1 protein-coding gene (running past one end of the window) is annotated in these 25,868 nt (G+C 63.5%); it reads right to left on the bottom strand.

The annotated features are described in order from the left end of the window. On the bottom strand, positions 1–25,868 hold the 5' portion of the coding sequence (locus AB7M32_RS17165) for a non-ribosomal peptide synthase/polyketide synthase (protein ID WP_454252153.1). The gene continues 439 nt to the left of window position 1, outside the view; the window shows 25,868 of its 26,307 coding nt (coding positions 1–25,868); the start codon lies at positions 25,866–25,868; the stop codon falls past the left edge of the window.

Genomic DNA, 25,868 nt, shown 5'->3' with positions numbered 1-25,868 from the left:
AACATGTCCGGCGTGATGCGTGTGCAGCCGGCCGGGATAGCGTTTACCGGCACCACAATCTCCGTTGCGCTGCCTACAGCCGCGGCCAATGCCGCCAACGTCGGCTGGCCGAACAGCACGCGCACATCGGCACTCAGGCCCACCTGGCGCATGCGCTCGATCAACGTGACCGCCAGCAGGGAATGCCCACCCAGTTCGAAGAAGTGGTCATGACGCCCCACCCGCTCGACCTGGAGCAAATCGGCCCATAGCTGCGCCAGCGTGGTTTCCACGGAGCCCTGCGGGGCCTCGTATTCGCGGGTGATCACCGCGTCCCGGTCCGGTGCCGGCAGCGCCTTGCGGTCAAGCTTGCCGTTGGGGGTCAGCGGTAGCGTATCGAGCCGCACATAGGCGGTCGGTACCATGTATTCCGGCAGTTGCCCTGACAGATGGGTACGCAGGGCTTCGAGGTCGGCGAAAGCTTCTGGCGCATGCGGGGTGAAATAAGCCACCAGGCGTTTCTCGCCCGGTGCATCCTCACGGGCCAGCACCACGGCTTCCTTCACCGCGTCATGCTGCGCCAACCGGGCTTCGATCTCGCCCAATTCAATGCGGAAACCACGAATCTTCACCTGATCATCGTTACGCCCCAGGTATTCGATGTTGCCGTCCGGCAAGTACCGACCCAGATCCCCGGTTCGATACATCCGCGCATTCGCCCCACGGCTGAACGGATCCCGCAGGAAGCGCTCGACGGTCAGTTCCGGACGGTTCAGGTAACCTCGTGCCACCTGCACACCGCCGATGTAAATCTCCCCGGCCACGCCCATGGGCACCGGTTGCTGATGACCATCGAGCAGGTAGATCCGGGTGTTGGCTATCGGCTTGCCGATCGGCGTGCTGTCCGGCGTCTCCGCCCCCGCGCAATCCCACGCCGTCACGTCCACCGCGGCTTCGGTCGGACCGTACAGGTTGTACAGGCCGGTCTGCGGCAATTGCGCCTTGAAGCGCCGCACCAGATGCCCCGGCAACGCCTCGCCGCTGCACATCACCTGACGCAACCCCTCGCACTGACTTGCCTCGCCATGGGCCAGGAACACATCGAGCATCGACGGCACGAAGTGCAGTGTGGTGATGCCCTGGGCCTGGATCACTTCGCGCAGGTACGCCGGGTCGCGATGCCCACCCGGACGAGCCATCACCAACCGCGCACCGCTGAACAGCGGCCAGAAGAACTCCCACACCGACACGTCGAAGCTGAACGGGGTCTTTTGCAGCACCGCGTCGGCGGCGGTCAAGCCGTATTGGTCCTGCATCCACAGCAGGCGGTTGACCACCCCGCCATGCTCGTTCATCACGCCCTTGGGCAGGCCGGTGGAACCCGAGGTGTAGATGACATAGGCCAGGTGATGGGCATGCAGGCCTTCGACCGACGGATTGTGGGTTGGCTGGATCGAGAAACCTTCCTCGTCGGCCGCGTCCAACAGCATGACCCGGGCAGCGGTGCTCGGCAGGCTGGCCTGCAAGGCACGTTGGGTCAGCACCACCATGGGCGCGCTGTTCTCCAACATGTAGGCCAGGCGCTCCAGGGGATAATCCGGATCCAGCGGCACATACGCCGCGCCGGCCTTGAGAATCCCAAGCAGGCCCGCGACCATGTCCAGGCTGCGATCGGCACAGATCGCCACACGGTCGTCCGGGCGGATGCCCAGGGCGATCAGGCGATGGGCAACCTGATTGGCGCGACGATTCAGTTGCGCGTAGCTCAGTTGAGCGTCGTCGGACACTACGGCCACAGCGTCCGGGCACATATCAACGCGTACCTCGAACAGGCCGTGCAAGGTCACGCCTTGCGGGTAATCCACCACCGTGGCGTTGAACCCGTCCAGCAGAGACTGGCGCTCGCTGTCACCCAGCAACGGGATCTGCGCCACGCGTGCCTGCTCGTCAGCGACCATGGTGCGCAGCACGCACTCCAGGTACCCGAGGTAGCGTTCCATCGTGGTCTGATCGAAGAGCGCCGTGGCGTACTCCAGCGCCCCGAACAGGCGCCCATCAATAAGGGCCATGTCCAGCAACACGTCGAACTTCGCGGTGCGGCTGGTCACACCCAGCCCTTGCAGCGACATGTCGCCCAGTTCCAATCCCGTGGCTTCGTTGTTCTGCCATGACAGCATGGCCTGGAACACCGGGCTATGGGACAGGCTGCGCAATGGCCGGACCACCTCCACCACCTGTTCGAACGGCAGGTCCTGGTGCGCCTGGGCATCCAGGGTCCGAACCTTCACTTGTTGCAACAAGGCTTGCACCGTCAGCTCATCCGCCACATCGACGCGCAGCGCCAGCGTGTTGACGAATAGGCCGATCAAGCCCTCGACTTCCGCCTGCATGCGGTTCGCCACCGGCGTGCCGATGACAACGTCGTGCTGGCCGGAGAGGCGACTGAGCACCGTAGCCCAGGCGGCCATGACCGTCATGAACAAGGTGGCGCCATGGCGCTGGCTCAACGCCTTGAGGCCTTGGGTCAGGGTTTCGTCGAGGACGACCCCCACCGCGGCGCCGGCGTGATCCTGCTGTGCAGGCCGTGGCCGATCGGAAGGCAACGTCAACAGGGCCGGTGCATCGGCCAGGGTTTGCCGCCAGAAGCGTTCCTGCTTGTCCAGGACCTCCCCGGTAAGCCAGCGCCGCTGCCAGAGGGCATAGTCCGCGTACTGAATCGGCAATGCCGGCAACGGATCGTCCTGCCCCTGACGGAACGCCTCATACAGCACGCCCAACTCATGGGTCAGCAGATCGGCGGACCAACCGTCCGAGACGATATGGTGCAGGGTGATCAACAGCGCATGATCATCGTCCGCCATCCGCACCAGTCGGCCACGTACCAGCGGGCCGTGGGCCAGGTCGAAAGCCTTGCGAGCCTCTTCCTCGGCCAGGGCCTGCAGCTCGGTTTCGGCGTCCGCTCGCCCTGCCAGGGCCTGCAACTGCAACGCAAAACCGACATCGACCGGGGCAATGCGCTGCTCTACTTCCTGCCCCTGCGCCTGCACAAACGTGGTGCGCAAGGCCTCGTGGCGGGCCACGATACGGTCCAGCGCACGCTTGAGGGCCGAAGTATCCAGCGCGCCTCGCAGGCGCAAACCGGTGGGGATGTGATACGCCGCACTGCTACCGTCCAGTTGCGCCAGGAACCAGAGACGCTGCTGGGCGAAAGACAACGGCAACGCCTGTTCGCGGGACACCGGCACGATACCCGGCCGGGTGCTGCGCGCCGCCTCGGAGAGCACCTGGGCCAGCGCACTCAATTGCGGCTGGGCAAAGACATCCCTCAGGTTCAGTTCCACGCCCAATTGCTCGCGCACCTGGGCGATCAAGCGCATCACCAGCAAGGAATGCCCACCCAGTTCGAAGAAGTGATCGTGGCGGCCCACCGACTCGACCTTGAGCAGGGCTTGCCAGATCTGCGCCAGAACGATTTCCGTGTTGCCCTGAGGCGCTTCATGGGCGCGGCTGGCGTACGCCTTGGCATCGGGTGCCGGCAACGCCTGGCGGTCGAGCTTGCGGTTCGGCGTCAGCGGCAGCGCCGCCAGGCTGACGAACGCGCCAGGCAGCATGTACTCGGCCAGTTGCATCGACAACTGCGCGCGCAGGGTCGCCGCGTTCAGGTTCGCTCCAGCCTGCGGTACCACATAGGCCACCAGGCGTTTGTCGCCCGGCGTGTCTTCGCGCACGATCACCGCCGCTTCCTTGACCCCGGCACAGTCGCTCAGCCGGGCCTCGATCTCGCCCAATTCGATCCGGAAGCCACGGACTTTGACCTGGAAGTCGTTGCGCCCCAGGTATTCGAGGCGTCCGTCCGGACGATAACGGGCCAGGTCGCCGGTCTTGTACAGGCGCGCATCGGGCTGGTCGCTGAACGGGTCGGCCAAGAAGCGTTCGGCGCTGATGGCGTCAAGGTTCAGGTAGCCGCGCGCCACACCGTCGCCACCGATGAAGATTTCCCCCATGACCCCGAACGGCACCGGCTGGCGGTGCGCATCGAGCAGGTAGATACGGGTGTTGGCCATCGGCCTGCCGATGCTGGCATTGCCGAGGATGCCATCGACCGCGTCATGCTCCATGTAGGCGGCCGTGCAGGACACCGTGGCCTCGGTCGGGCCATAGGTGTTGACCAATCGGGTATGCGCGGGACGAACCGCGTCCCACATCTGCAATTTCTGCGTCGACAAGGCGTCACCGGTGACGTTGATCAGCCGCACGTCGCGCAAATGGTCCCGCGCCTGGGCCGGTGAGTTGTGCCATTCGGCCGCGAGGGTATGCCAGTGGGCCGCCGTCAGGTGCAGGAAGGTCGGGCGAATATCACCGTTTTGTTGCAACTCGGCACTGCCAAACAGCTGCCGGGTCGGCGCCAGGGTGGCGCCGGCCAGCAGCGCCGGGAAGATCTCTTCCACCGACAGGTCGAAGTTCAGGGTGTTCTGCTGCAGCACCGTGTCGGCCGGTGTCAGGCCGAACAAGCGAACCGCATCGACGCAGTAGTTGACCAGGCCCCGGTGTTCGATCATCACCCCTTTGGGGTTACCGGTGGAGCCAGAGGTGTAGATGACGTAGGCCAGGTGGCGCACGCCCAGGGTCGCGACGAGCGGATTATCGTCGCGACCGGCGGCAATACCGCAACGCACGCGCTCGGCGCGGTCGAGCAGCACCACCGGCACCGCCAGCGCGGGCAGACGACCTAGCAACTCACCTTGGCTCAGCAGCGCCACCGGGGCACTGTCGGCGAGCATGTAGGCCAAGCGTTCGGCTGGAAACGCCGGATCGAGCGGTACGTAACCGGCACCGGCCTTGAGAATGGCCAACAGGCCGATGAGCATGTCGGCACCGCGTTCAACGCAGATCGCCACCCGGTCATCCGGGCGGATGCCCAGGCCGATCAGGTGATGGGCCATCTGGTTAGCCTGGCGGTTCAGTTCGGCGTAACTCAGGCGCTCATCACCGAACACGACAGCAATGGCGTCCGGTCGAGCCTCGACCTGAGCTTCGAACAACTGGTGGACCGTCTGTTCACGTGGGTACGCGGCCTGGGTCGCGTTGAGGCCTGCCAGCAAATGCTCGCGTTCGGCGTTGTCCAGCAGCGCGATCCGTTCGATCAGGGTCTGATCACTGGCGACCATGGCCCGCAGCAGGCGCTCGAAGTAGCCGAGGTAACGCTGCACCGTGCTCTCGTCGAACAACGCCGTGGCGTATTCAAGGGCACCAAACATCTGCCCTTGGATCTCGCTCAGCTCCAGGGACACGTCGAATTTGGCAACGTTGCTTGCCGCCCCCAGGCCTTCGAGTTTCAAGTCCCCCAGCACCAGTTCAGCGTTGTCATGGGTCTGCCACGACAGCATGGCCTGGAACAGCGGGCTGTGGGCCAGGCTGCGCACCGGTTTGAGCACTTCCACCACTTGTTCGAATGGCAGGTCCTGATGCGCCTGGGCGCCAAGGGCCTGGGCCTTGACCCGGGCCAGCAAGGTTTCCACGGTCGGCGCCCCCGAGAGATCGATGCGCACGGCCAAGGTGTTGACGAAGAAGCCGATCAATCCCTCGACTTCCGACCGCGTGCGGTTGGCCACCGGCGAGCCGATCACCACTTCATCCTGGCCCGAAAGCCGGCTCAACAACGCCCCCCAGGCGGCCATCATGGTCATGTACAAGGTAACGCCGTGGCGCTGGCTCAGGGCCTTGAGGTTCGCGGTCAACTCGGCATCGAAGGCCACCGGCAATGTCGCCCCGGCATAGTCCTGCTGCGCAGGACGGGCACGGTCGGTGGGCAGCATCAACAAGGCTGGTGCATCGGCCAGGGCCTGTCGCCAGTAATCGCTTTGGGTTTGCAGCACTTCGCCGCTCAACCAGCGACGTTGCCAGACAGCGTAGTCGCTGTACTGCACCGTCAACGCCGGCAGTGGATCGTCCAGGTCATGACGAAACGCTTCATAAAGTGCCGTCAATTCCTTGATCAACACGCCAATGGACCAACCGTCCGAGACGATGTGGTGCATGGTCAGCAGCAACACATGGTCCTCGCTGCCGAGACGGATCAGCCGGCCGCGGATCAATGGACCCTGTTCCAGGCTAAAGGTATCTGTGGCTTCCTGCGCCGCCAGTGCGTGCAGTTGGTCCTCGGCATCGGCCTGGCCGCAGAAGTCATGGTGCAGCAGCGCGAACCCGACATCGGCGGGCGCGATGCGCTGCCGAGCCTCCTGTCCCCGCACCTGCACGAAGGTAGTACGCAGGGCCTCATGGCGGGCGACAATACGGTCCAGGGCCCGCTGCAAGGCGGCTCGGTCCAGCACACCGCGTAGGCGCAGCCCGGCGGGTATGTGGTAGGCCGCGCTCGCCCCTTCCATCTGTGCCAGGAACCATAGGCGCTGTTGGGCGAACGACAAGGGCAAGTCGTCCTTTCGAGAAACCCGGACAATCTCCGGCAACGTGCTGCGCCCGGCAACGGCCACTGCCTGCGCCAACCCCATGAGCTGGGGCTGGGCGAACAGTTCGGTCAGGCCCAACTCCACACCCAGGCGCAGACGCACCTGGGAAATCAATTGAATCGCCAGCAACGAGTGGCCCCCCAGTTCGAAGAACTGATCATGACGACCGACCTGTTGCAGGCCCAGCAGGTCTTGCCAGATCTGCGCCAGGGTGGTTTCGACCTCGCCTTGCGGGGCTTCGTAGCCACGGGAAATGACGGCATCCAGGTCTGGCGCCGGCAGAGCCTTGCGGTCGAGCTTACCGTTCGGCGTCAGTGGCAACGCATCCAGGCGCACGTAGGCAGCGGGCACCATATAGGCCGGCAGCTGTGCTTGCAGATGCGCGCGCAGGGCTTCGATGTCTACTGGCGAATGCTGGGTGAAATAGGCGACCAGGCGCTTGTCCCCCGGCACATCTTCACGAGCCAGGACCACGGCTTCGTTCAAGGCATCGTGTTGCGCGAGCTTGGCTTCGATCTCCCCCAGTTCGATGCGGAAACCGCGGATCTTCACCTGGTCATCGTTACGGCCCAGGTATTCGATGTTGCCGTCCGCCAGGTAGCGGCCCAGGTCGCCAGTGCGATACATGCGGGCGTTTACAGAGCTGCTGAACGGGTCCTTGAGGAAGCGTTCAGCCGTCAGGTCATCACGATTGAGATAACCACGAGCGACCCCGGCACCACCGATGTAGATTTCGCCCGGCACGCCCAGTGGCACGGGTTGTTTGTGCTCGTCCAACAGGTAGAACTGGGTGTTCGCCACCGGTTTGCCGATGTGCGCGGCAAATCCATCTTCGCGGGCCATCGACACCCAGCTTGAGTAAGTCGTGGTTTCCGAAGGGCCGTAGAGGTTGCACAGGCGTTTGACCTGGGTCTGCTCGAACAACGTCTCCACCAGGCTGCGCTTCAAGGCTTCACCGGCGACGTTGACCGTGTCGACGCCCTCGCCTACACCGCCAGACTCCAGCAAGGCCTTGAGCGCCGACGGCACGGTATTGATCAGGGTGATGTCGTGCTCGCCCTCTTGCAGTTCCAGCACATTAGTGACCACTTCGATGCTGCCGCCCGAGGTCAACGGCGCGAAGCACTCGTAGACCGCCAGGTCGAAGTTCAGCGATGTCGAGAACAGGGTTTTCGACAACGTGGCGTCATCGAACGAACGATGGGCCCAGGTCAGGAAGTTCACCGTGTTGCGGTGTTCGATCATCACACCCTTGGGCAGACCGGTCGAACCTGAGGTATAGATGACATAGGCCAGGTGCGACGAGGTCAAGCCCGGCACCTGCGGATTGGGCGCCGCCTCGTCCTGCCAGAGGCCTTTGTCGAGGTCGATCACCGGTACCGCCGTCTCACCCAGCAAGCTGCGTGTGGTTCCTTGAACCAGGATCGCCGCCGGGGCGCTGTCTTCCAGCATGTAGGCGATGCGATCCAGCGGATAGGCCGGATCCAGCGGCACATAACCGCCGCCGGCCTTGAGAATCGCCAACAACCCCACGACCATGTCGATACCGCGCTCGACGCAGATCGCCACCCGCGAATCGGGCTGCACGCCCTGCTTGCGCAGGTAATGGGCCAAGCGGTTGGAGAGCCCATTGAGTTCACGATAATTGAACTGACGCCGGCCATGGCGCACCGCCACGGCATCCGGCGTGCGCAGTACCTGGGCCTCGAACAGGCCATGGATGGTCTGCTCTTGCGGATAGTCAGACTGGGTGGCGTTGAAGTTCACCAGCAACTTTGCGCGCTCTGCTGCCGGCACAATCGGCAATTCATGCAACGCCCGTTCAGGCGTCTGCTCCAATGCTGTCACCAGGCTTTCCAGCGCTGTATGCATGTAACCGCAGACACGTTGGGCACCCACTTCGACCACTGCTTGAGCGGTGAACCGGAAGCCTTCGCCCAGGTCGTCCACGTTCAGGCACAACGGATAGTTGGTGCGTTCTTCCATGTGCAGGGTTTGCATCCCCTGCCAGGCCGAGATGGCCTGATCGGACACCGCTTCAGCCGCGCTGTGTCGATAATTGAGCAAGGCGCTGAACAATGGCAGCGAGGTCGGTACACCACTGCAGCGCTGCGCCAGGGACAACGAGGCGTGCTCGTGCCCCAGCAAGGCCGACAACCGGCCATGAGTCGCCTTGACACCGGCACGGGCGCCTTGAGCGCCGACACTGACACGCAATGGCAACGTATTGATGAACATGCCCAGGGCCCGATCGGCCCCGTCGCCGCCCTGCATCCGTCCCATCAGCACGGTGCCGAACACCACCTCTTCACGGCCCGAAACCCGCCCGACCACATGCCCCCAGGCCAAGTGAACCAGGCTTGCCGCGCTCACACCGAGCTGACGGGCCTGGGCCCGCAGGCGCTGCGCCAGCGCAGCATCCACGTCCTGATGTGCTTCTTCGATACCGCTGCCATCACCCTGCACATCCTGCAAACCGAACGGCAACGTTGGCGCATCGATATCGCTGAGCATCTCGCGGAAAAACGCTTCGTGCTGTTCCCGACTGACCCCCAGTCGCGCCTGGGCCACATGGTTGCGATACGGCACGGCGGGCGCAAGCAAGTGCGCCTGGCCCAAGAGACTGGCCTGCATCTCGTGCACCACGACCTCAAGCGCCGTGTGATCCAACGCCATGTGATGGAACAACAGCATGCCGACCCAGCGCTGATTCGCCACATCCTGGGCAAAGGCAAAGCGCATCAACGGTGCCTGGGCGATGTCGAGACGGTAATGACGCGGATCGAAACGCCCGTGCAGTTGCTGCACCACCTCGCCCCCCGCCGGATCCACCTCGATCTCTTCCAGGTCCAGGGTCGCATGGCGCCATACCACTTGCACCGGTGCTTCCAGGCCTTGCCAGACCATGCTGGTGCGCAAGATGTCATTACGCGACACCACGCTCTGCAAGGCCTGGGCAAAGGCTTGCAACCGTTCGCGGTTGTCAAAGCCGAACAGCACCTGCAGCACGTAGGGGTCGCCCTGCTCCGCGGCAAGGTGGTGGTAGAGAATCCCCTCCTGCAGTGGCGCCAGGGCGTAGATATCCTGCACATTCGTCACGCCACCCGGCACCGTGGCCACGATTCGGTCGATGGCGTCCTGGTCCAGGTCAGCCAGGGGCAACATGTCCGGGGTGATCCGCGTACAGCCATCCGGAATCGCATTGCCCGGCACCACAACCGCCCTGACACCGCCCACCGCGGCGGCCAACGCGGCCAGCGTCGGCTGGCCGAACAGCACCCGCACATCGGCGGCCAGGTCGACCTGGCGCATACGTTCGATCAGTTTCACGGCCAGTAGCGAATGACCGCCCAGCTCGAAGAAATTGTCGTGACGACCGACCCGTTCAAGCTTGAGCAAATCCTGCCAGATCCGCGCGATGGTCGTCTCGACCTCGCCTTGCGGGACTTCGTATTCACGGCTGATCACTGCCGACTGATCCGGCGCCGGCAACACCTTGCGATCAAGCTTGCCGTTGGTGGTCAACGGGAACGCGTCAAGGATCACGAAGGCGCTGGGGACCATGTGCTCCGCCAGCGACTGCAACAACTGTGTACGCAAGTCGACCGCCGACGGTTGCGCACCCTCTGCGGCAATCACATAAGCCACCAGGCGCTTGTTGCCCGGCTCGTCCTCGCGAGCGATGACCACTGCCTCGCTGACCCCCTCGCAGGCGGTCAAGGTCGCTTCGATCTCGCCCAGTTCGATCCGGAAACCACGGATCTTCACCTGGTCGTCGTTGCGCCCCAGGTACTCGATGCTGCCGTCCGCCAGCCAGCGACCCAGGTCGCCGGTCCGGTACATCCGCGCATTCGGCTCGGGGCTGAACGGGTTGTCGAGGAAGCGCTCGGCGGTCAGTTCGTCGCGGTTCAAATAACCACGGCTGACACCCGCGCCCCCCACGTACATCTCGCCCACCACGCCCACCGGCGCCGGCTCGCGCTGGGCATCGAGCACGTACAACTGCAGGTCGGGAATGCGCTTGCCGATGGGGCTGACCCCCGTCAACTGCGCGTCGGCCGCTTCAAGCGGACGGTAAGTCACATGCACCGTCGTTTCGGTGATGCCGTACATGTTCACCAGTTGTGTCCCGGCATTGGTCGCACGGGCATACCACGGCTTGAGCATGCTGGTTTCCAGCGCCTCACCGCCAAAGATCACCTGGCGCAGGCTGTGGCGCTGGTCGCTCTCACCCTGGGCCACGATCAGTTGCCGGAAAGCGCTTGGCGTCTGGTTCAGCACGGTCACACCGGCCTCGCACAGCAGCGCGTAGCAATCTTGCGGAGAACGACTGACCAGTTGCGGCACCACCAGCAAGCGGCCACCGTGGGTCAAGGTGCCCCAGATTTCCCAGACCGAGAAGTCGAAGGCGAAGGAATGGAACAGCGCCCAAACATCTTGCGGGCCAAATTCGAACCAGGGCTGGGTTGCCGAAAACAGTCGGGCGACGTTGCGGTGCTCGACCATCACCCCCTTGGGCAACCCGGTCGAACCCGAGGTGTAGATCACATAGGCCAAGTGGCTGGAGTCCAGGCCCGGCACTTGCGGGTTGGCGACGGATTCGTCCTGCCAGCTACCGTCATCGAGTTGCAGCACCGGCATCGAGACGCCCGCCAACAGACGATGCGTGGCGGCGTGGGCCAACAGCGCAACCGGCATACTGTCACGCAGCATGTAGGCAATGCGTTCCATCGGGTAGGCCGGATCCACCGGCACATAACCGGCGCCGGCCTTCAGGATCCCCAACAGGCCGACGATCATGTCCAAACCACGCTCGACACAGATCGCGACCCGGTCATCCGGGCGAATACCCTGCGCCAACAGGCGATGAGCGACCTGGTTGGCCCGGGCGTTGAGCTCGCCGTAGGTCAACGTTCGTTCCTCGAACATGACCGCCATGGCCTCGGGCTGTGCCGCGGCCCAGACTTCAAACTGAGCATGGATGAGCGCATCCTGGGCGAATGCGACGCCCGTGCCGTTCCAGCTCTCGAGCAATTGCCGACGCTCGGCCGGCGGCAGGATCTTCAGCCCGCTCAAAGGAGCCAACGGCGATTGCTCCAGCGCCTGCACCAGATTCTCCACAACGCATTGCACATAATTGCAAACACGCTCGGCACCAATGGGTGCCTGGGCCATGACGGTCAGGTTGAAACCTTCACCCAAGTCATCCACCGACAACGTCAGCGGATAGTTGGTGCGCTCCTCACCTTCCAGTGTCTGGATCCCCTCCCAGGCCGCAATGACTTCACTGGAAGGCGCCTGGGCACCGAGATGGCGATAGTTGAGCAGCGCGCTGAACAACGGCGCCGGTGCAGCCACGCCACTGCAGCGCTGCGCCAGGACCAACGAGGCATGCTCGTGCCCCAGCAGCGCCGTCAAGCGTGCATGGGTCGACTTGACGGCGGCACGCACCCCTTGCGCGCCCAGGCTCACCCGCAACGGCAAGGTGTTGATGAACATGCCCAATGCACGGTCGGCGCCTTCACCGCCCTGCATGCGCCCCAACAGCACGGTGCCAAAGACCACGTCTTCCTTGCCCGACACTTTGCCCAGCACCAGCGCCCAGGCCAGGTGATACAAGCTTGCCGCGCTCACGCCAAGCTGACGCGCCTGTACGCGCAGACGCTGGCCAAGCTGGGCATCGACTCTCTGGCGGACCTCCTCGATGTCGTGCCCGTCACCCTGCACATCCTGCAAACCGAAGGGCAGCGTCGGTTCAGCCACATCACCCAGCATGTCACGGAAAAATGCTTCATGTTCTTCGCGGCTGACGCCGAGCCGCGCCTGTGCCACGAAGTTGCGATACGGCACCGAGGCCGCCAGTCCCTGTTCGCCGCCGGACATGTGCACGCCAATTTCCGCAGCGAGCATGGCCAGCGAGGTCGCATCATCGACCATGTGGTGGAACAACAGCATGCCCACCCAGCGGTTGTTCGCCACGTCTTGTGCGTAGCCAATGCGCATCATCGGCGCCTGACGAATGTCCAGGCGATAGTGGCGCGGATCCAGACGTTCGCGCAGTTGCCGGGCGATATCTCCCGCCGCAGCGTCCAACACGATCTCATCGAACCCCAGCCGCGCCTCGCGCCAGACCACTTGAACCGGTTCGTCAATGCCTTCCCAGACCACGCCGGTGCGCAGGATGTCATGCCTGGACACCACGCTTTGCAGTGCCTTGGCGAAAAGATCCAAGTGGGCACGGCTGTCAAAAGCGAACAGGATGTATTGCAGGTAAGGATCACCTTTGGCCGCCGCGACGTGGTGATACAGAATGCCCTCCTGCAGCGGCGTCAAGGCATAGATGTCCTGCACATTGCCCACGCCACCGGGCACCGTCGCCACGACACGGTCGATCTCGTCCTGGCTCAACGTGGCCAGCGGCAACATGTCCGGCGTGATCCGCGAACAGTCGTCCGGGATGAGGTTGGCCGGCACCCGGACTTCCTGGCAGCCACCCACCGCAGCGGCCAGCGCCGCCAACGTCGGCTGGCCGAACAGCACGCGGACGTCGGCCGCCAAGTCGATCTGGCGCATACGCTCGACCAACTTCACCGCCAGCAACGAGTGGCCGCCCATTTCAAAGAAATGATCGTGGCGGCCGACCCGCTCAACGTGCAGCAGGTCTTGCCAGATCCTGGCAATGGCGATCTCGACCTCGCCTTGAGGGGCCTCATATTCACGGGTCACCACCGACGACTGGTCAGGCACCGGCAATGCCTTGCGGTCCAACTTGCCGTTGGTGGTCAACGGGAACACCGTCAACATCACGAATGCGCTGGGCACCATGTATTCGGCCAGCGAACCCAGCAGTTCGTCGCGCAGCTCGGCGGCCGATGGCGGCTCGCCCTCCTCGGCGATCACATAGGCCACCAGGCGCTGATCGCCCGGTGTATCCTGGCGCGCCACCACCACGGCCTCCCGCACACCATTGCACGCGGCCAGCTTGGCTTCGATCTCGCCCAATTCGATACGGAAACCGCGGATCTTCACTTGGTCGTCGTTGCGGCCCAGGTACTCGATGCTGCCGTCCGCCAGCCAGCGACCCAAGTCGCCGGTCCGGTACATTCGTGCGTTCGGCTCGGGGCTGAACGGGTTGTCGAGGAAACGCTCGGCGGTCAGTTCGTCACGGTTCAAATAACCACGACTGACCCCGCCGCCGCCCACGTACATCTCGCCTATCACTCCCACCGGCACCGGCTCGCGCTGGGCGTCGAGCACGTACAGTTGCAGGTCGGGAATGCGCTTGCCAATCGGGCTGACGCCGGCCAACTGCGCGTCGGCCGCGTCAAGCGGACGATACGTCACGTGCACCGTCGTTTCGGTAATGCCGTACATGTTGACCAACTGCGTCCTGGCATTGGCCTGGCGGGCGTACCACGGCTTGAGGATCCCGGTTTCCAATGCCTCGCCGCCGAAGATCACTTGCCGCAGGTGGTGATCCAGGTCGCTTTCACCCTGGGCGGCGATCAATTGGCGGAAGGCACTCGGCGTCTGGTTGAGGATGGTCACACTCGCTTCGCACAACAAGGCATAGCAGTATTGCGGTGAACGGCTGACCAGTTGCGGTACCACCAGCAAGCGGCCACCGTGGGTCAAGGCGCCCCAGATTTCCCAGACCGAGAAGTCGAAGGCAAAGGAATGGAACAGCGCCCATACATCTTGCGGGCCAAATTCGAACCAGGGCTGGGTTGCCGAAAACAGCCGCGCGACGTTGCGATGCTCGACCATCACGCCCTTGGGCAGGCCGGTGGAGCCGGAGGTGTAGATCACGTAGGCCAAGTGGCTGGCATTCAGGTCTGCCACATCGGGATTGTGCCGCGGTTGCGGGCTGATTTCGCCGGCTTCGGCCGGGTCGAGCACCAGGGTGGGCACCGGCAATACCGGCAGGCTGTCGCGCCATTGCGGCTGGGTCACCACCGCCACGGGGCTGCTGTCATGCAGCATGTAGGCGATGCGTTCGGGTGGATAAGTGGGGTCCAGCGGTACATACCCCGCGCCGGCTTTCAGGATGCCCAGCAGGCCAATGATCATGTCCAGGCCGCGCTCGACACAGATGGCGACCCGATCATCCGGACGAACACCCAGGGCCACGAGGCTGTGGGCCAGTTGGTTGGCGCGGGCATTGAGTTCGCCGTAGGTCAGTGCCTGGTCTTCATGCACGACGGCCACGGTATCGGGTTGAGAAGCGGCCCAGCCCTCGAATTGCCGATGGATCAGGGCATCGTCGGCATACGCGACGTCGGTCGTGTTCCAGGTTTCGAGCAATTGCCGACGCTCGGCCGGTGGCAGGATCGCCAACGCGTGGAGCGGGGTTTGCGGTGCCTGCTCCAGGGCCATGACCAGGTTTTCCAAGGCTACCTGCATATAACCGCAAATACGTTGCGCACCAATGACCGTATCGACCATCGCCGTGAGGAAGAACCCGTCACCCAGGTCATCCACGTTGAGGGTCAAGGGATAATTGGTCCGCTCATCACCGCCCAGCGCGTCGATCCCGCTCCAGGCCGACAGGGCGTCCTGGGTCACCTGGACCGCGCTGTGGCGGTAGTTGAGCAAGGCGCTGAACAGTGGCGTCGGCGCCACCACGCCACTGCACCGTTGCGCCAGTGCCAACGAGGCATGTTCGTGGCCCAGCAAGGCGGTCAAGCGTGCGTGAGTGGCCTTGACGCCGCTGCGCACGTCCTGGGTGCCCACATCCACTCGCAACGGCAAGGTGTTGATGAACATCCCCAGGGCGCGGTCGGCCCCGTCGCCGCCCTGCATCCGGCCCAACAAGACCGTACCGAACACCACCTCCTGCTTGCCCGATACCTTGCCCAGCACCTGTGCCCAGGCCAGGTGCACCAGGCTGGCGGCACTCACCCCCAGATGGCGTGCCTGCACCCGCAGGCGCCTGGACAGCGCAAGATCGACAGGCTGGCGATCCTCATCGATGTCATGCCCCTCACCCTGCACGTCCTGCAAGCCAAAAGGCAACGTCGGCTCGTCGATATCACCAAGCATCTCGCGGAAGAACGTTTCGTGCTCTTGTTCGCTCGTGCCCAGGCGGGCCTGGGCCACGTAGTTGCGATAAGGCATCGCTTCGCCGAACTGCTCGCCCTGCCCCAGCAAATGCATTTGCATTTCATGTTGCATCACATCCAGGGCGGTGTGGTCCAGCGCCATGTGATGGAACAACAGGATCGCGACCCAGCGGTCCTGGGCCTCGTCCCGGGCGTAAGCCAAGTGCAACAACGGTGCCCGGCCCAGGTCCAGGCGATAGTGCCGCGCATCGAAGCGGTTGGCCAGTTGCGTGGCAATGTCGCCAGCGGTGGCGTCCGGCACAATGCACTGTGGTTCAAGCAGCACCTGGCGCCAAACCACTTGCACCGGCTCATCCAGCCCCTCCCAGACCACACTGGTGCGCAAGATGTCGTGGCGATCGATCACCACCTGCAGCGCCTCGATGAAGGCATCCAGGCGTTCACGGTTGTCGAAGGCGAACTGTGACTGGAGCACATACGGGTCGCCCTGCTCGGCGGCCAGGTGGTGATAAAGAATCCCTTCCTGCAACGGTGCCAGCGGGTAGATGTCCTGCACGTTGCGCGCACCACCGGGAACGGTGGCGACGAGTCGGTCGATGGCGTCCTGGGACAGGTTGACCAGCGGTAATAGATCAGGGGTGATGTATTCGCAGTGCAAAGGAATCAGGTTCGCCGGAACGCTGACTTCCCTGCCACTGCCAATCGCCGCAGCCAGTGCGGCCAGGGTCGGTTGGCTGAACAGTACGCGCACGTCGGCGCTCAAGCCGGCCTGGCGCATGCGTTCGATCAGCGTCACCGCCAGCAGCGAGTGCCCGCCCAGTTCGAAGAAGTGGTCGTGGCGCCCCACCTGCTCGACCTTCAGCACGTCCGCCCAGATTCGTGCCAGGGTCTGTTCCACCTTTCCCAGCGGTGCTTCATATTCGCGAGAGGCATAGGCCTCGGCATCCGGCGCCGGGAGCTCACGGCGATCCAGTTTGCCGTTGGCGGTCAGCGGGAAGGCTGGCAGTACCACGAACGCGCTGGGCAGCATGTAATCGGCCAACACGCTCGACAATTGTCCCCGCAAGTCGTGTACCGACAAGGTCACGCCCGGCTCGGGGATCACATACCCCACCAGGCGCTTGGGACCGGCATCGTCTTGCCGCGCCAGCACGACCGCATCTTTCACGCCTGGGCATTGGCCCAATCGCGCTTCGATCTCGCCCAACTCGATACGAAAACCACGGATCTTCACCTGGTCGTCGTTGCGCCCCAGGTAATCCACCGTGCCGTCCGCCCGCCAGCGCGCCAGGTCGCCGGTGCGGTAGAGCAAGGCACCGGGATCGGCATTGAACGGGTCGGCGACGAACTTCTCTGCGCTCAGCTCGGGGCGATTCAGATACCCTTTCGCCACACCATCGCCACCGATGTACAGCTCGCCAGCCACGCCGATGGGCACTGGCTGTTGGTTGGCATCCAATACATAGACACGGGTGTTGCCAATCGGGCGACCGATGGGAATACCGCCCTCACCCATGGTCTTGATCTCATGGGTGGTGGTGAACGTGGTGGCTTCGGTCGGGCCGTAGCCGTTGAGCAGGTGCAACGGCGCGCCTTCCTTCAGGACGCGGCCGATCACTGCTGGGTCGAGCACATCGCCACCGACGATCAGGTAGCGCAATTGGGCGAACGCCGACATCAGTCCGGCAGCGTATTGATGAAACAGTCCCGCGGTCATCCACAACACAGTGATCGATTGTTCGAGCAACAACGCGTGGAAATCCGCCTGGGACAACAGCACGTCCTGGTCGACCACCACCACGCAACCGCCGTTGAGCAACGGCGCCCAGACGTCGAGGGTGCTGGCGTCGAAGGCCGGGTTGGAGGCGAAGGCCACCCGGTCCTGGGCGTTGAAGTCGGCGTAGCCGTTATTGATCACCAGTCGGTTGATCGCCCGGTGCGGCACCAGCACGCCTTTCGGAGTGCCGGTGGAGCCGGAGGTGTACATGATGTAGGCCACCGATTCGGTGCTTTGTATCAGCCGCAGGTCATGGTCCGCCTCGGTCTCCAGGACCACGCTATCCAGATCCACACGGGCAACCCCCTCAGGCAGCGCCATCGCGCTCAGGGTCAGAAGCGTCCGGGCACCGCTGTCGCGCACCATGAAATCCTGACGTTCGAGCGGTGCGCTGACGTCCAGCGGCACGTAGACCGCGGCGCACTTGAGAATCGCCAGCTGGCTGACCAGCAGCTCGACCGAGCGTTCCAGCATAATCGCCACGCGATCGCCCGGTTGCACCCCCAGGCCAATCAAATGACGGGTCAGGCAATTGGCTCGGCGGTTCAACTCGACGTACGTCAGGCTGTGGCCGTTGTGCACAACCGCGGTTGCTTCCGGATGCTCCTTGGCCCGTGCCTCGAACAGGCCATGGACGGTCCTGTCCTGGGGATAGCTGCGGGTGGTGGCGTTGAAGTCCACCAGCAATTGCCGACGCTCGGCCGGCGGCAGGATCGACAGGCTGTGCAACGGCGTCGCCGGAGCCTGTTCCAGCGCTTCGACCAGATGCTCCAGGGCAATGTTCATGTAGACACATATCCGCTGCGCGCCGACCTGCGGCACTGCCAGCGCCGACAAGTGGAAATCTTCGCCCAGGTCATCTACCGACAAGGTCAGCGGGTAGTTGGTACGCTCTTCGTTGCTCAGCAGTTGAATACCGTCCCAGGCCACCAAGGCGTCGCTTGAGGCAACGCCTGGGGCACTGTGCCGATAATTGAGCAAGGCATTGAACAGCGGCATCGGTGCGACCACGCCGCTGCAACGCTGGGCCAACGCCAGCGAGGCGTGTTCGTGCCCCAGCAGGCCGGTCAGGCGAGCGTGGGTGGCTTTTACGCCGTCACGCACGCCTTGGGCTCCGACGCCCACCCGCAATGGCAAGGTATTGATGAACATGCCCAATGCATGGTCAGCGCCGTCGCCGCCCTGCATCCGCCCCATCAGCACCGTGCCAAACACAACGTCCTGCTTGCCGGACACCTGCCCCAGCACTTGCGCCCAGGCCAGGTGATGCAGGCTCGCGGCGCTCACGCCCAACTGACGGGCCTGGGCCCGCAGTCGGCGGCTCAGGTCGGCAGACAGGCTCAGTCCGGCCTCTTCGATATCGCTGCCATCGCCACGTACGTCCAGCAAGCCGAACGGCAATGTCGGTTCGTCGACATCACTCAACATGTCGCGGAAGAACCCTTCGTGCTCTTCACGGCTCACGCCCAAGCGGGCCTGGGCCACGTAATTGCGGAACGGCACGGCTTGGCCCAGTTGCTCGGCCTGGCCCAGCAGGTGCGCCTGCATCTCGTGCTGCACCACTTCCAGCGCCGTGTGGTCGAGGACCATGTGATGGAACAACAACATCGCCACCCAGCGTTGATTGGCCGGGTCGTGGGCGAAGGCGATGCGCATCAACGGCGCCTGCTGCATGTCCAGACGGTAATGCAGCGTGTCGAAGCGCTCGCGCAGCTGCCCGGCGATATCGCCCGCCTCGGCGCTCAGCGCCAATTCTTCCACCGCCAGTTGCGCTTTGCGCCAGACCACTTGCACCGGCTCGTCCAGACCTTCCCAGACCACCGAAGTACGCAGGATGTCGTGGCGATCGATGACGCCCTGCAGAGCCTGGGCAAACGCCTCCAGCCGCTCGCGATCCGCGACGGTGAACGTGGCCTGCAACACATAGGGATCCCCCGTGTGCGCAGCGATGTGGTGATAAAGAATACCTTCCTGCAACGGCGCCAACGGGTAGATGTCCTGCACGTTGCGCGCACCACCGGGCACCGTCTCCACAAGACGATCGATGTCTTGCTGGTCCAACGCCACCAAGGGCAGCATCGACGGCGTGATCCGGGTGCACCCCAGCAGAATGCCGTTGTCCGGCACCGCGACCTCGCCGCCACTGCCGACTGCGGCGGCCAGCGCCGCGAGCGTTGGCTGGCTGAACAGCACCCGCACGTCCGCCGACAAGCCGAGCTGGCGCATCCGGCCAATCAGGCTGACGGCCAACAGCGAGTGTCCACCCAACTCGAAGAAATGGTCATGACGGCCCACGCGTTCGATCTTGAGCAAGTCTTGCCAGATCTGCGCCAGGATGGTTTCGACCTCGCCTTGCGGGGCTTCGTAGCCACGGGTGATCAGCGCATCGAGGTCCGGCGCCGGCAGGGCTTTGCGATCGAGTTTACCGTTTGGTGTCAGTGGCAAGGCATCCAGGCGCACGTAGGCGACGGGCACCATGTAGGCCGGCAGTTGCGCTTGCAGGTGCGTGCGCAGGGCTTCGATCTCTACTGTTTCGTCCGGCGAGTGTTGGGTGAAATAAGCCACCAGGCGCTTGTCACCCGGCACGTCTTCACGGGCCACGACCACGGTTTCCTTGATGTTTGGAGCCTGGGCGAGTTTGGCTTCGATCTCCCCCAGCTCGATACGAAAACCGCGGATCTTCACCTGATCGTCGTTACGGCCCAGGTATTCGATGTTGCCGTCCGGCAGGTAGCGGCCCAGGTCGCCAGTGCGATACATGCGCGCATTTTGAGCCGTGCTGAATGGATCTTTCAGGAAGCGCTCGGCCGTCAGGTCATCGCGGTTCAGATAACCACGAGCGACCCCGGCACCACCGATGTAGATTTCGCCCGGAACGCCCAGTGGCACGGGTTGTTTGTGCTCGTCCAACAGATAGAACTGGGTGTTCGCCACCGGTTTGCCGATATGCGCGGCAAATCCATCTTCGCGGGCCATCGACACCCAGCTTGAGTAAGTCGTGGTTTCCGAAGGGCCGTAGAGGTTGCACAGGCGTTTGACCTGGGTCTGTTCGAACAAGGTTTCCACCAGGCTTCGCTTCAAGGCTTCACCGGCCACGTTGACCGTGTCGACGCCCTCGCCCAATCCGCCGGATTCCAGCAAGGCCTTGAGCGCCGACGGCACGGTATTGATCAGCGTGATGTCGTGATCGCCCTGTTGCAGTTCCAGCACATTAGTGACCACTTCGATGCTGCCGCCCGAGGTCAGCGGCGCGAAGCATTCATAGACCGCCAGGTCGAAGTTCAGCGAGGTCGAAAACAGGGTTTTCGACAACGTGGCGTCATCGAACGAACGATGGGCCCAGGTCAGGAAGTTCACTGTATTTCGGTGTTCGATCATCACGCCCTTGGGCAGACCGGTCGAACCGGAGGTGTAAATGACATAGGCCAGGTGCGAAGACGTCAGCTCAGCCACTTCAGGATTTTGGACGGACTCGTCCTGCCAATCGCCACTATCGAGATTGATCACCGGCATCGAGGCTGCGGCCAGCAATCCAAGGGTCGCCGTCTGCGCCAACACCGCCGCCGGCGCACTGTCTTCCAGCATGTAGGCGATGCGATCCAGCGGATACGCCGGGTCCAGCGGCACATAACCGCCGCCGGCCTTGAGAATCGCCAGCAACCCCACGACCATGTCGATGCCACGCTCGACACAGATCGCCACCCGCGAATCGGGCTGCACGCCCTGTTTGCGCAGGTAATGGGCCAGGCGGTTGGCCCGCTCGTTCAACTCGCGGTAGTTCAGGCGCTGTTCGCCACGGACCACCGCCACCGCCTCCGGCGTACGCTGGACCTGCTCTTCAAACAATCCATGAATCGTTTGCTGATGCGGATAGTCCGCCTCGGTGGCGTTGAACGTCACCAGCAATTGCTCCAGTTCCGCTGCGGGCAAGATCGACAGACGATACAGCGCCGCCTGTGGCGTCTGTTCCAGTGCCTGCACGAGCGTTTGCAATGCCGCGTGCATATAAGCGCAAATCCGTTGGGCACCAATCTGTTGCCCGACCAGCACCGTCAGGTTGAAACCGGTCCCCAGGTCATCGACGTTCAATGTCAGCGGGTAATTGGTCCGTTCTTCACCACCCAGCGCCTGCATACCGTTCCAGGCCGACGATGCTTCGTTCGACGCCGTCGTGGCACCATGGCGGTAATTGAGCAAGGCACTGAACAACGGCAACGGTGCCGCTACGCCACTGCAACGTTGGGCCAGCGCCAGCGAGGCATGCTCGTGTCCCAGCAAGGCAGTCAGTTGCCCATGGACAGCCTTGACGCCAGCCTTGACGCCTTGCTCGCCCAGACTCACGCGAAGCGGCAGGGTGTTGATGAACATCCCCAGCGCCCGATCGGCGCCCTCGCCGCCCTGCATGCGGCCCATCAGTACCGTACCGAACACCACCTCCTGCTTGCCGGATACCTTGGCCAGCACTTGCGCCCACGCCAAGTGCACCAGGCTGGCGGCACTCACCCCCAGTTGACGCGCCTGGGCCCGCAGACGCAGGTCCAAGGCACCCTCCACCGCTTGGCTGGTCTCTTCGATGTCGTGTCCGCCAGCCTGTACATCCTGCAAATTGAATGGCAGCGTTGGCTCGTCGATATCGCCGAGCATGTCACGGAAAAACGCCTCATGCTCTTCGCGATCCACACCCAGTCGTGCCTGCGCCACGTAGTTGCGATAGGGCACCGCTCCGGCCAATTGCCCGGCCTCACCCAGCAGGTGCGCTTGCATTTCGTGTTGCACCACTTCCAGCGCCGTATGGTCCAGGGCGAGGTGATGGAACAACAATGTCGCGACCAGGCGATGATTGGCCTCGTCCCTTCCATAAGCCAGGCGCATCAGCGGTGCCTGAGCGATGTCCAGGCGGTAATGCCGCGAGTCGAAACGCTGGCGCAGTTGCTCAGCGACATCGCCAGCGACCGGATCGAGATCGAGCGTTTCGAGGTGCAGCCTGGCCTCACGACGGACCACTTGCATGGGCTCGTCCAGGCCTTCCCATACAATACTGGTGCGCAAGATATCGTGACGATCAATGACGCTTTGCAGGGCCTGGGTGAACGCGTCGAGGCGTTCGCGGCTGTCAAAGGCAAACTGCGCCTGCAGCACGTAGGGATCGCCTTGTTCGGCGGCCAGGTGATGATAAAGAATGCCTTCCTGCAGCGGCGCCAACGGGTAGATGTCCTGCACGTTGCGTGTACCACCCGGCACTGTCGCCACGAGACGGTCGATGGTCGCCTGGGACAGGTTGGCCAGCGGCAGCAGCTCGGGGGTGATGCGTTCGCAGTCCAGCGCAATCAGGTTCGCCGGAACGCTGATCTCCTTCCCGCTGCCGACAGCGGCCGCCAGCGCGGCCAGGGTGGGCTGGCTGAACAGTACGCGCACGTCGGCGCTCAAGCCGGCCTGGCGCATCCGCTCGATCAGCGTGACCGCCAGCAGGGAATGGCCGCCCAGCTCGAAGAAATGATCGTGGCGGCCCACGCGTTCGACCTTGAGCAAGTCTTGCCAGATCTGCGCCAGGGTGGTCTCGACCTCGCCTTGCGGGGCTTCGTAGCCACGGGTGATGACGGCATCGAGATCCGGTGCCGGCAGGGCCTTGCGGTCGAGCTTGCCGTTCGGCGTCAGTGGCAAGGCATCCAGGCGCACGTAGGCGACGGGCACCATGTAGGCCGGCAGTTGCGCTTGCAGGTGCGTGCGCAGGGCTTCGATGTCTACCGAATCGTCTGGCGAATGCTGGGTGAAATACGCGACCAGGCGCTTGTCGCCCGGTACGTCTTCACGGGCCAGGACTACGGTTTCCTTGATGTCTGGAGCCTGGGCGAGCTTGGCCTCGATCTCCCCCAGTTCGATGCGGAAACCGCGGATCTTCACTTGGTCATCGTTACGGCCCAGGTATTCGATGTTGCCGTCCGCCAGGTAGCGGCCCAAGTCGCCGGTCTTGTACATGCGGGCGTTTGGAACGGCGCTGAACGGATCTTTCAGGAAGCGTTCGGCCGTGAGTTCGTCGCGGTTCAAGTAACCACGAGCGACCCCGACACCACCGATGTAGATTTCACCCGGCACGCCCAACGGCACAGGTTGTTTATGCTCATCCAGCAGATAGAACTGGGTGTTTGCCACGGGTTTCCCGATATGCGCGGCAAACCCATCTTCCCGGGCCATCGATACCCAGCTTGAATAGGTCGTGGTTTCCGAAGGGCCGTAGAGGTTGCACAGGCGTTTGACCTGGGTCTGCTCGAACAACGTCTCCACCAGGCTTCGCTTGAGCGCTTCACCGGCCACGTTTACCGTGTCGATGCCCTCGCCCAATCCGCCGGATTCCAGCAAGGCCTTGAGCGCCGACGGCACGGTATTGATCAGCGTGATGTCGTGCTCGCCTTGCTGCAGTTCCAGCACATTAGTCACGACTTCGATGCTGCCGCCCGAGGTCAACGGCGCGAAGCACTCGTAGACCGCCAGGTCAAAGTTCAGCGACGTCGAGAACAGGGTTTTCGACAACGTGGCGTCATCGAACGAACGATGGGCCCAGATCAGGAAGTTCACCGTGTTGCGGTGCTCGATCATCACGCCCTTGGGCAGACCGGTCGAACCCGAGGTGTAGATGACATAAGCCAAGTGCGAGGACGTCAGGCCAGTGACTTCAGGATTCAGCGGCGATTCACCCTGCCACAAGCCGCTGTCGAGATCGATCACCGGCATTGATGCTGCGGCCAGCAATTCAAGGGTCGCCGTCTGTGCCAACACCGCCGCCGGCGCACTGTCTTCCAGCATGTAGGCGATGCGATCCAGCGGATACGCCGGATCCAGCGGCACATAACCACCACCGGCCTTGAGAATCGCCAGCAACCCAACAACCATGTCGATACCGCGCTCGACGCAGATCGCCACCCGCGAATCAGGCTCTACGCCCTGCTTGCGCAGGTAATGGGCCAGGCGGTTGGCCCGCTCGTTCAGTTCCCCATAGCTCAGGCGCTGCTCGCCACGGATCACCGCCACCGCCTCCGGCGTGAGCCGGACCTGGTCCTCGAACAACCCGTGAATCGTCTGCTGCCGCGGATAGTCGGCCTCGGTGGCATTAAATGTCACCAGCAGTTGCTCACGTTCCGAGGCCGGCAGGATCGACACGTGCTGCAAGGACAGGTCCGGCTGCTGCTCGAGCATCCAGACCAGGTTCTCCAATGCCTGGCGCATATACCCGCCAATGCGTTGGGCGCCCATTCCGGCCAGGGCCAGTACGCTGAGACTGAAGCCTTCGCCCAAATCATCCACCGACAAGGTCAGCGGATAGTTCGTGCCCTCTGCGCCTCCCAGCGCATGCAAACCTTCCCATGCTTCAAGAGTCTGGGTCGAAAGTGCTTGGGCCGTATTGCTATGCCGATAGTTGAGCAAGGCACCGAACAGCGGAGCGGGTGCAGGCACGCCGCTGCAGCGCTGGGCCAAAGCCAGCGAAGCATGCTCGTGACCGAGCAAGGCCGTCAGGCTGGCGTGGGTGTTTTTTACACCTTCGCGCACGCCTTGCCCGGCCAGTTTCACGCGCAGCGGCAGCGTGTTGATGAACATGCCCAACGCGCGGTCGGCACCGTCACCGCCCTGCATCCGCCCCATCAATACCGTACCGAAGACCACGTCCTGCTTGCCCGAAATACCCCCCACCACTCGCGCCCAGGCCAAGTGGTGCAGGCTGGCGGCGCTGACGCCCAACTGGCGGGCCTGCGCCCGCAAGCGACGGCTCAACGAGGCGTCGATCGGCAAGTGGGCTTCTTCGATCACCGACTGGCCTTCAGGCACCTCGGCAAAACCCAGTGGCAAGGTCGGCTCATCGACATCGGCCAGCATTTCGCGGAAAAACGCTTCATGGGAATCACCGCCCACACCCAGGCGAACCTGCGCCACGTAGTTGCGATAAGGCACGGGGTCGGGCAATTGGTGGGCCTGCCCAAGCAGGAACGCTTGCATTTCATCCTGCACCAGTTCCAGTGCCGTATGGTCTATTGCCATGTGGTGGAACAGCAGGATCGCCACCCAACGGTCGTTGTCACGATCCTGCGCGCAAATCAGCCGCATCAGCGGCGCCTGCCCTACATCCAGACGATGATGGCGGGTGTCGAAACGCTGTTGCAGTTGCCACACGGCATCACCGGCGGCCGGATCAAGCACGATTTCCTCCAACGTCAGCTTGGCCTCGTGCCAGACCACTTGCACCGGCTCATCCAGCCCCTCCCAAACCACTGAGGTGCGCAGAATGTCATGACGATTGATCACGCCCTGCAACGCCTGGGCAAAGTCGTCCAGGCGTGCCCTGCGATCGGCACCGAACAAGGACTGCAGCACATAGGGGTCGCCCTGCTCCGCCGCCAGGTGATGGTAAAGAATGCCTTCCTGCAACGGTGCCAGCGGGTAGATGTCCTGCACATTGCCCGCGCCGCCGGGCACCGTATCGACAATCCGGTCGATCTCTTCCTGCGTCAGGTCAGCCAGGGGCAGCATGTCCGGCGTGATCCGGAATGCCGGGCTCAGCCAGTCGCCACCATTTCTCTCCACCAGGTCGAGCAG

It is taken from the genome of Pseudomonas sp. R151218B TE3479 (assembly GCF_053629195.1).
This window is presented reverse-complemented; position numbering and strand designations above follow the sequence as displayed.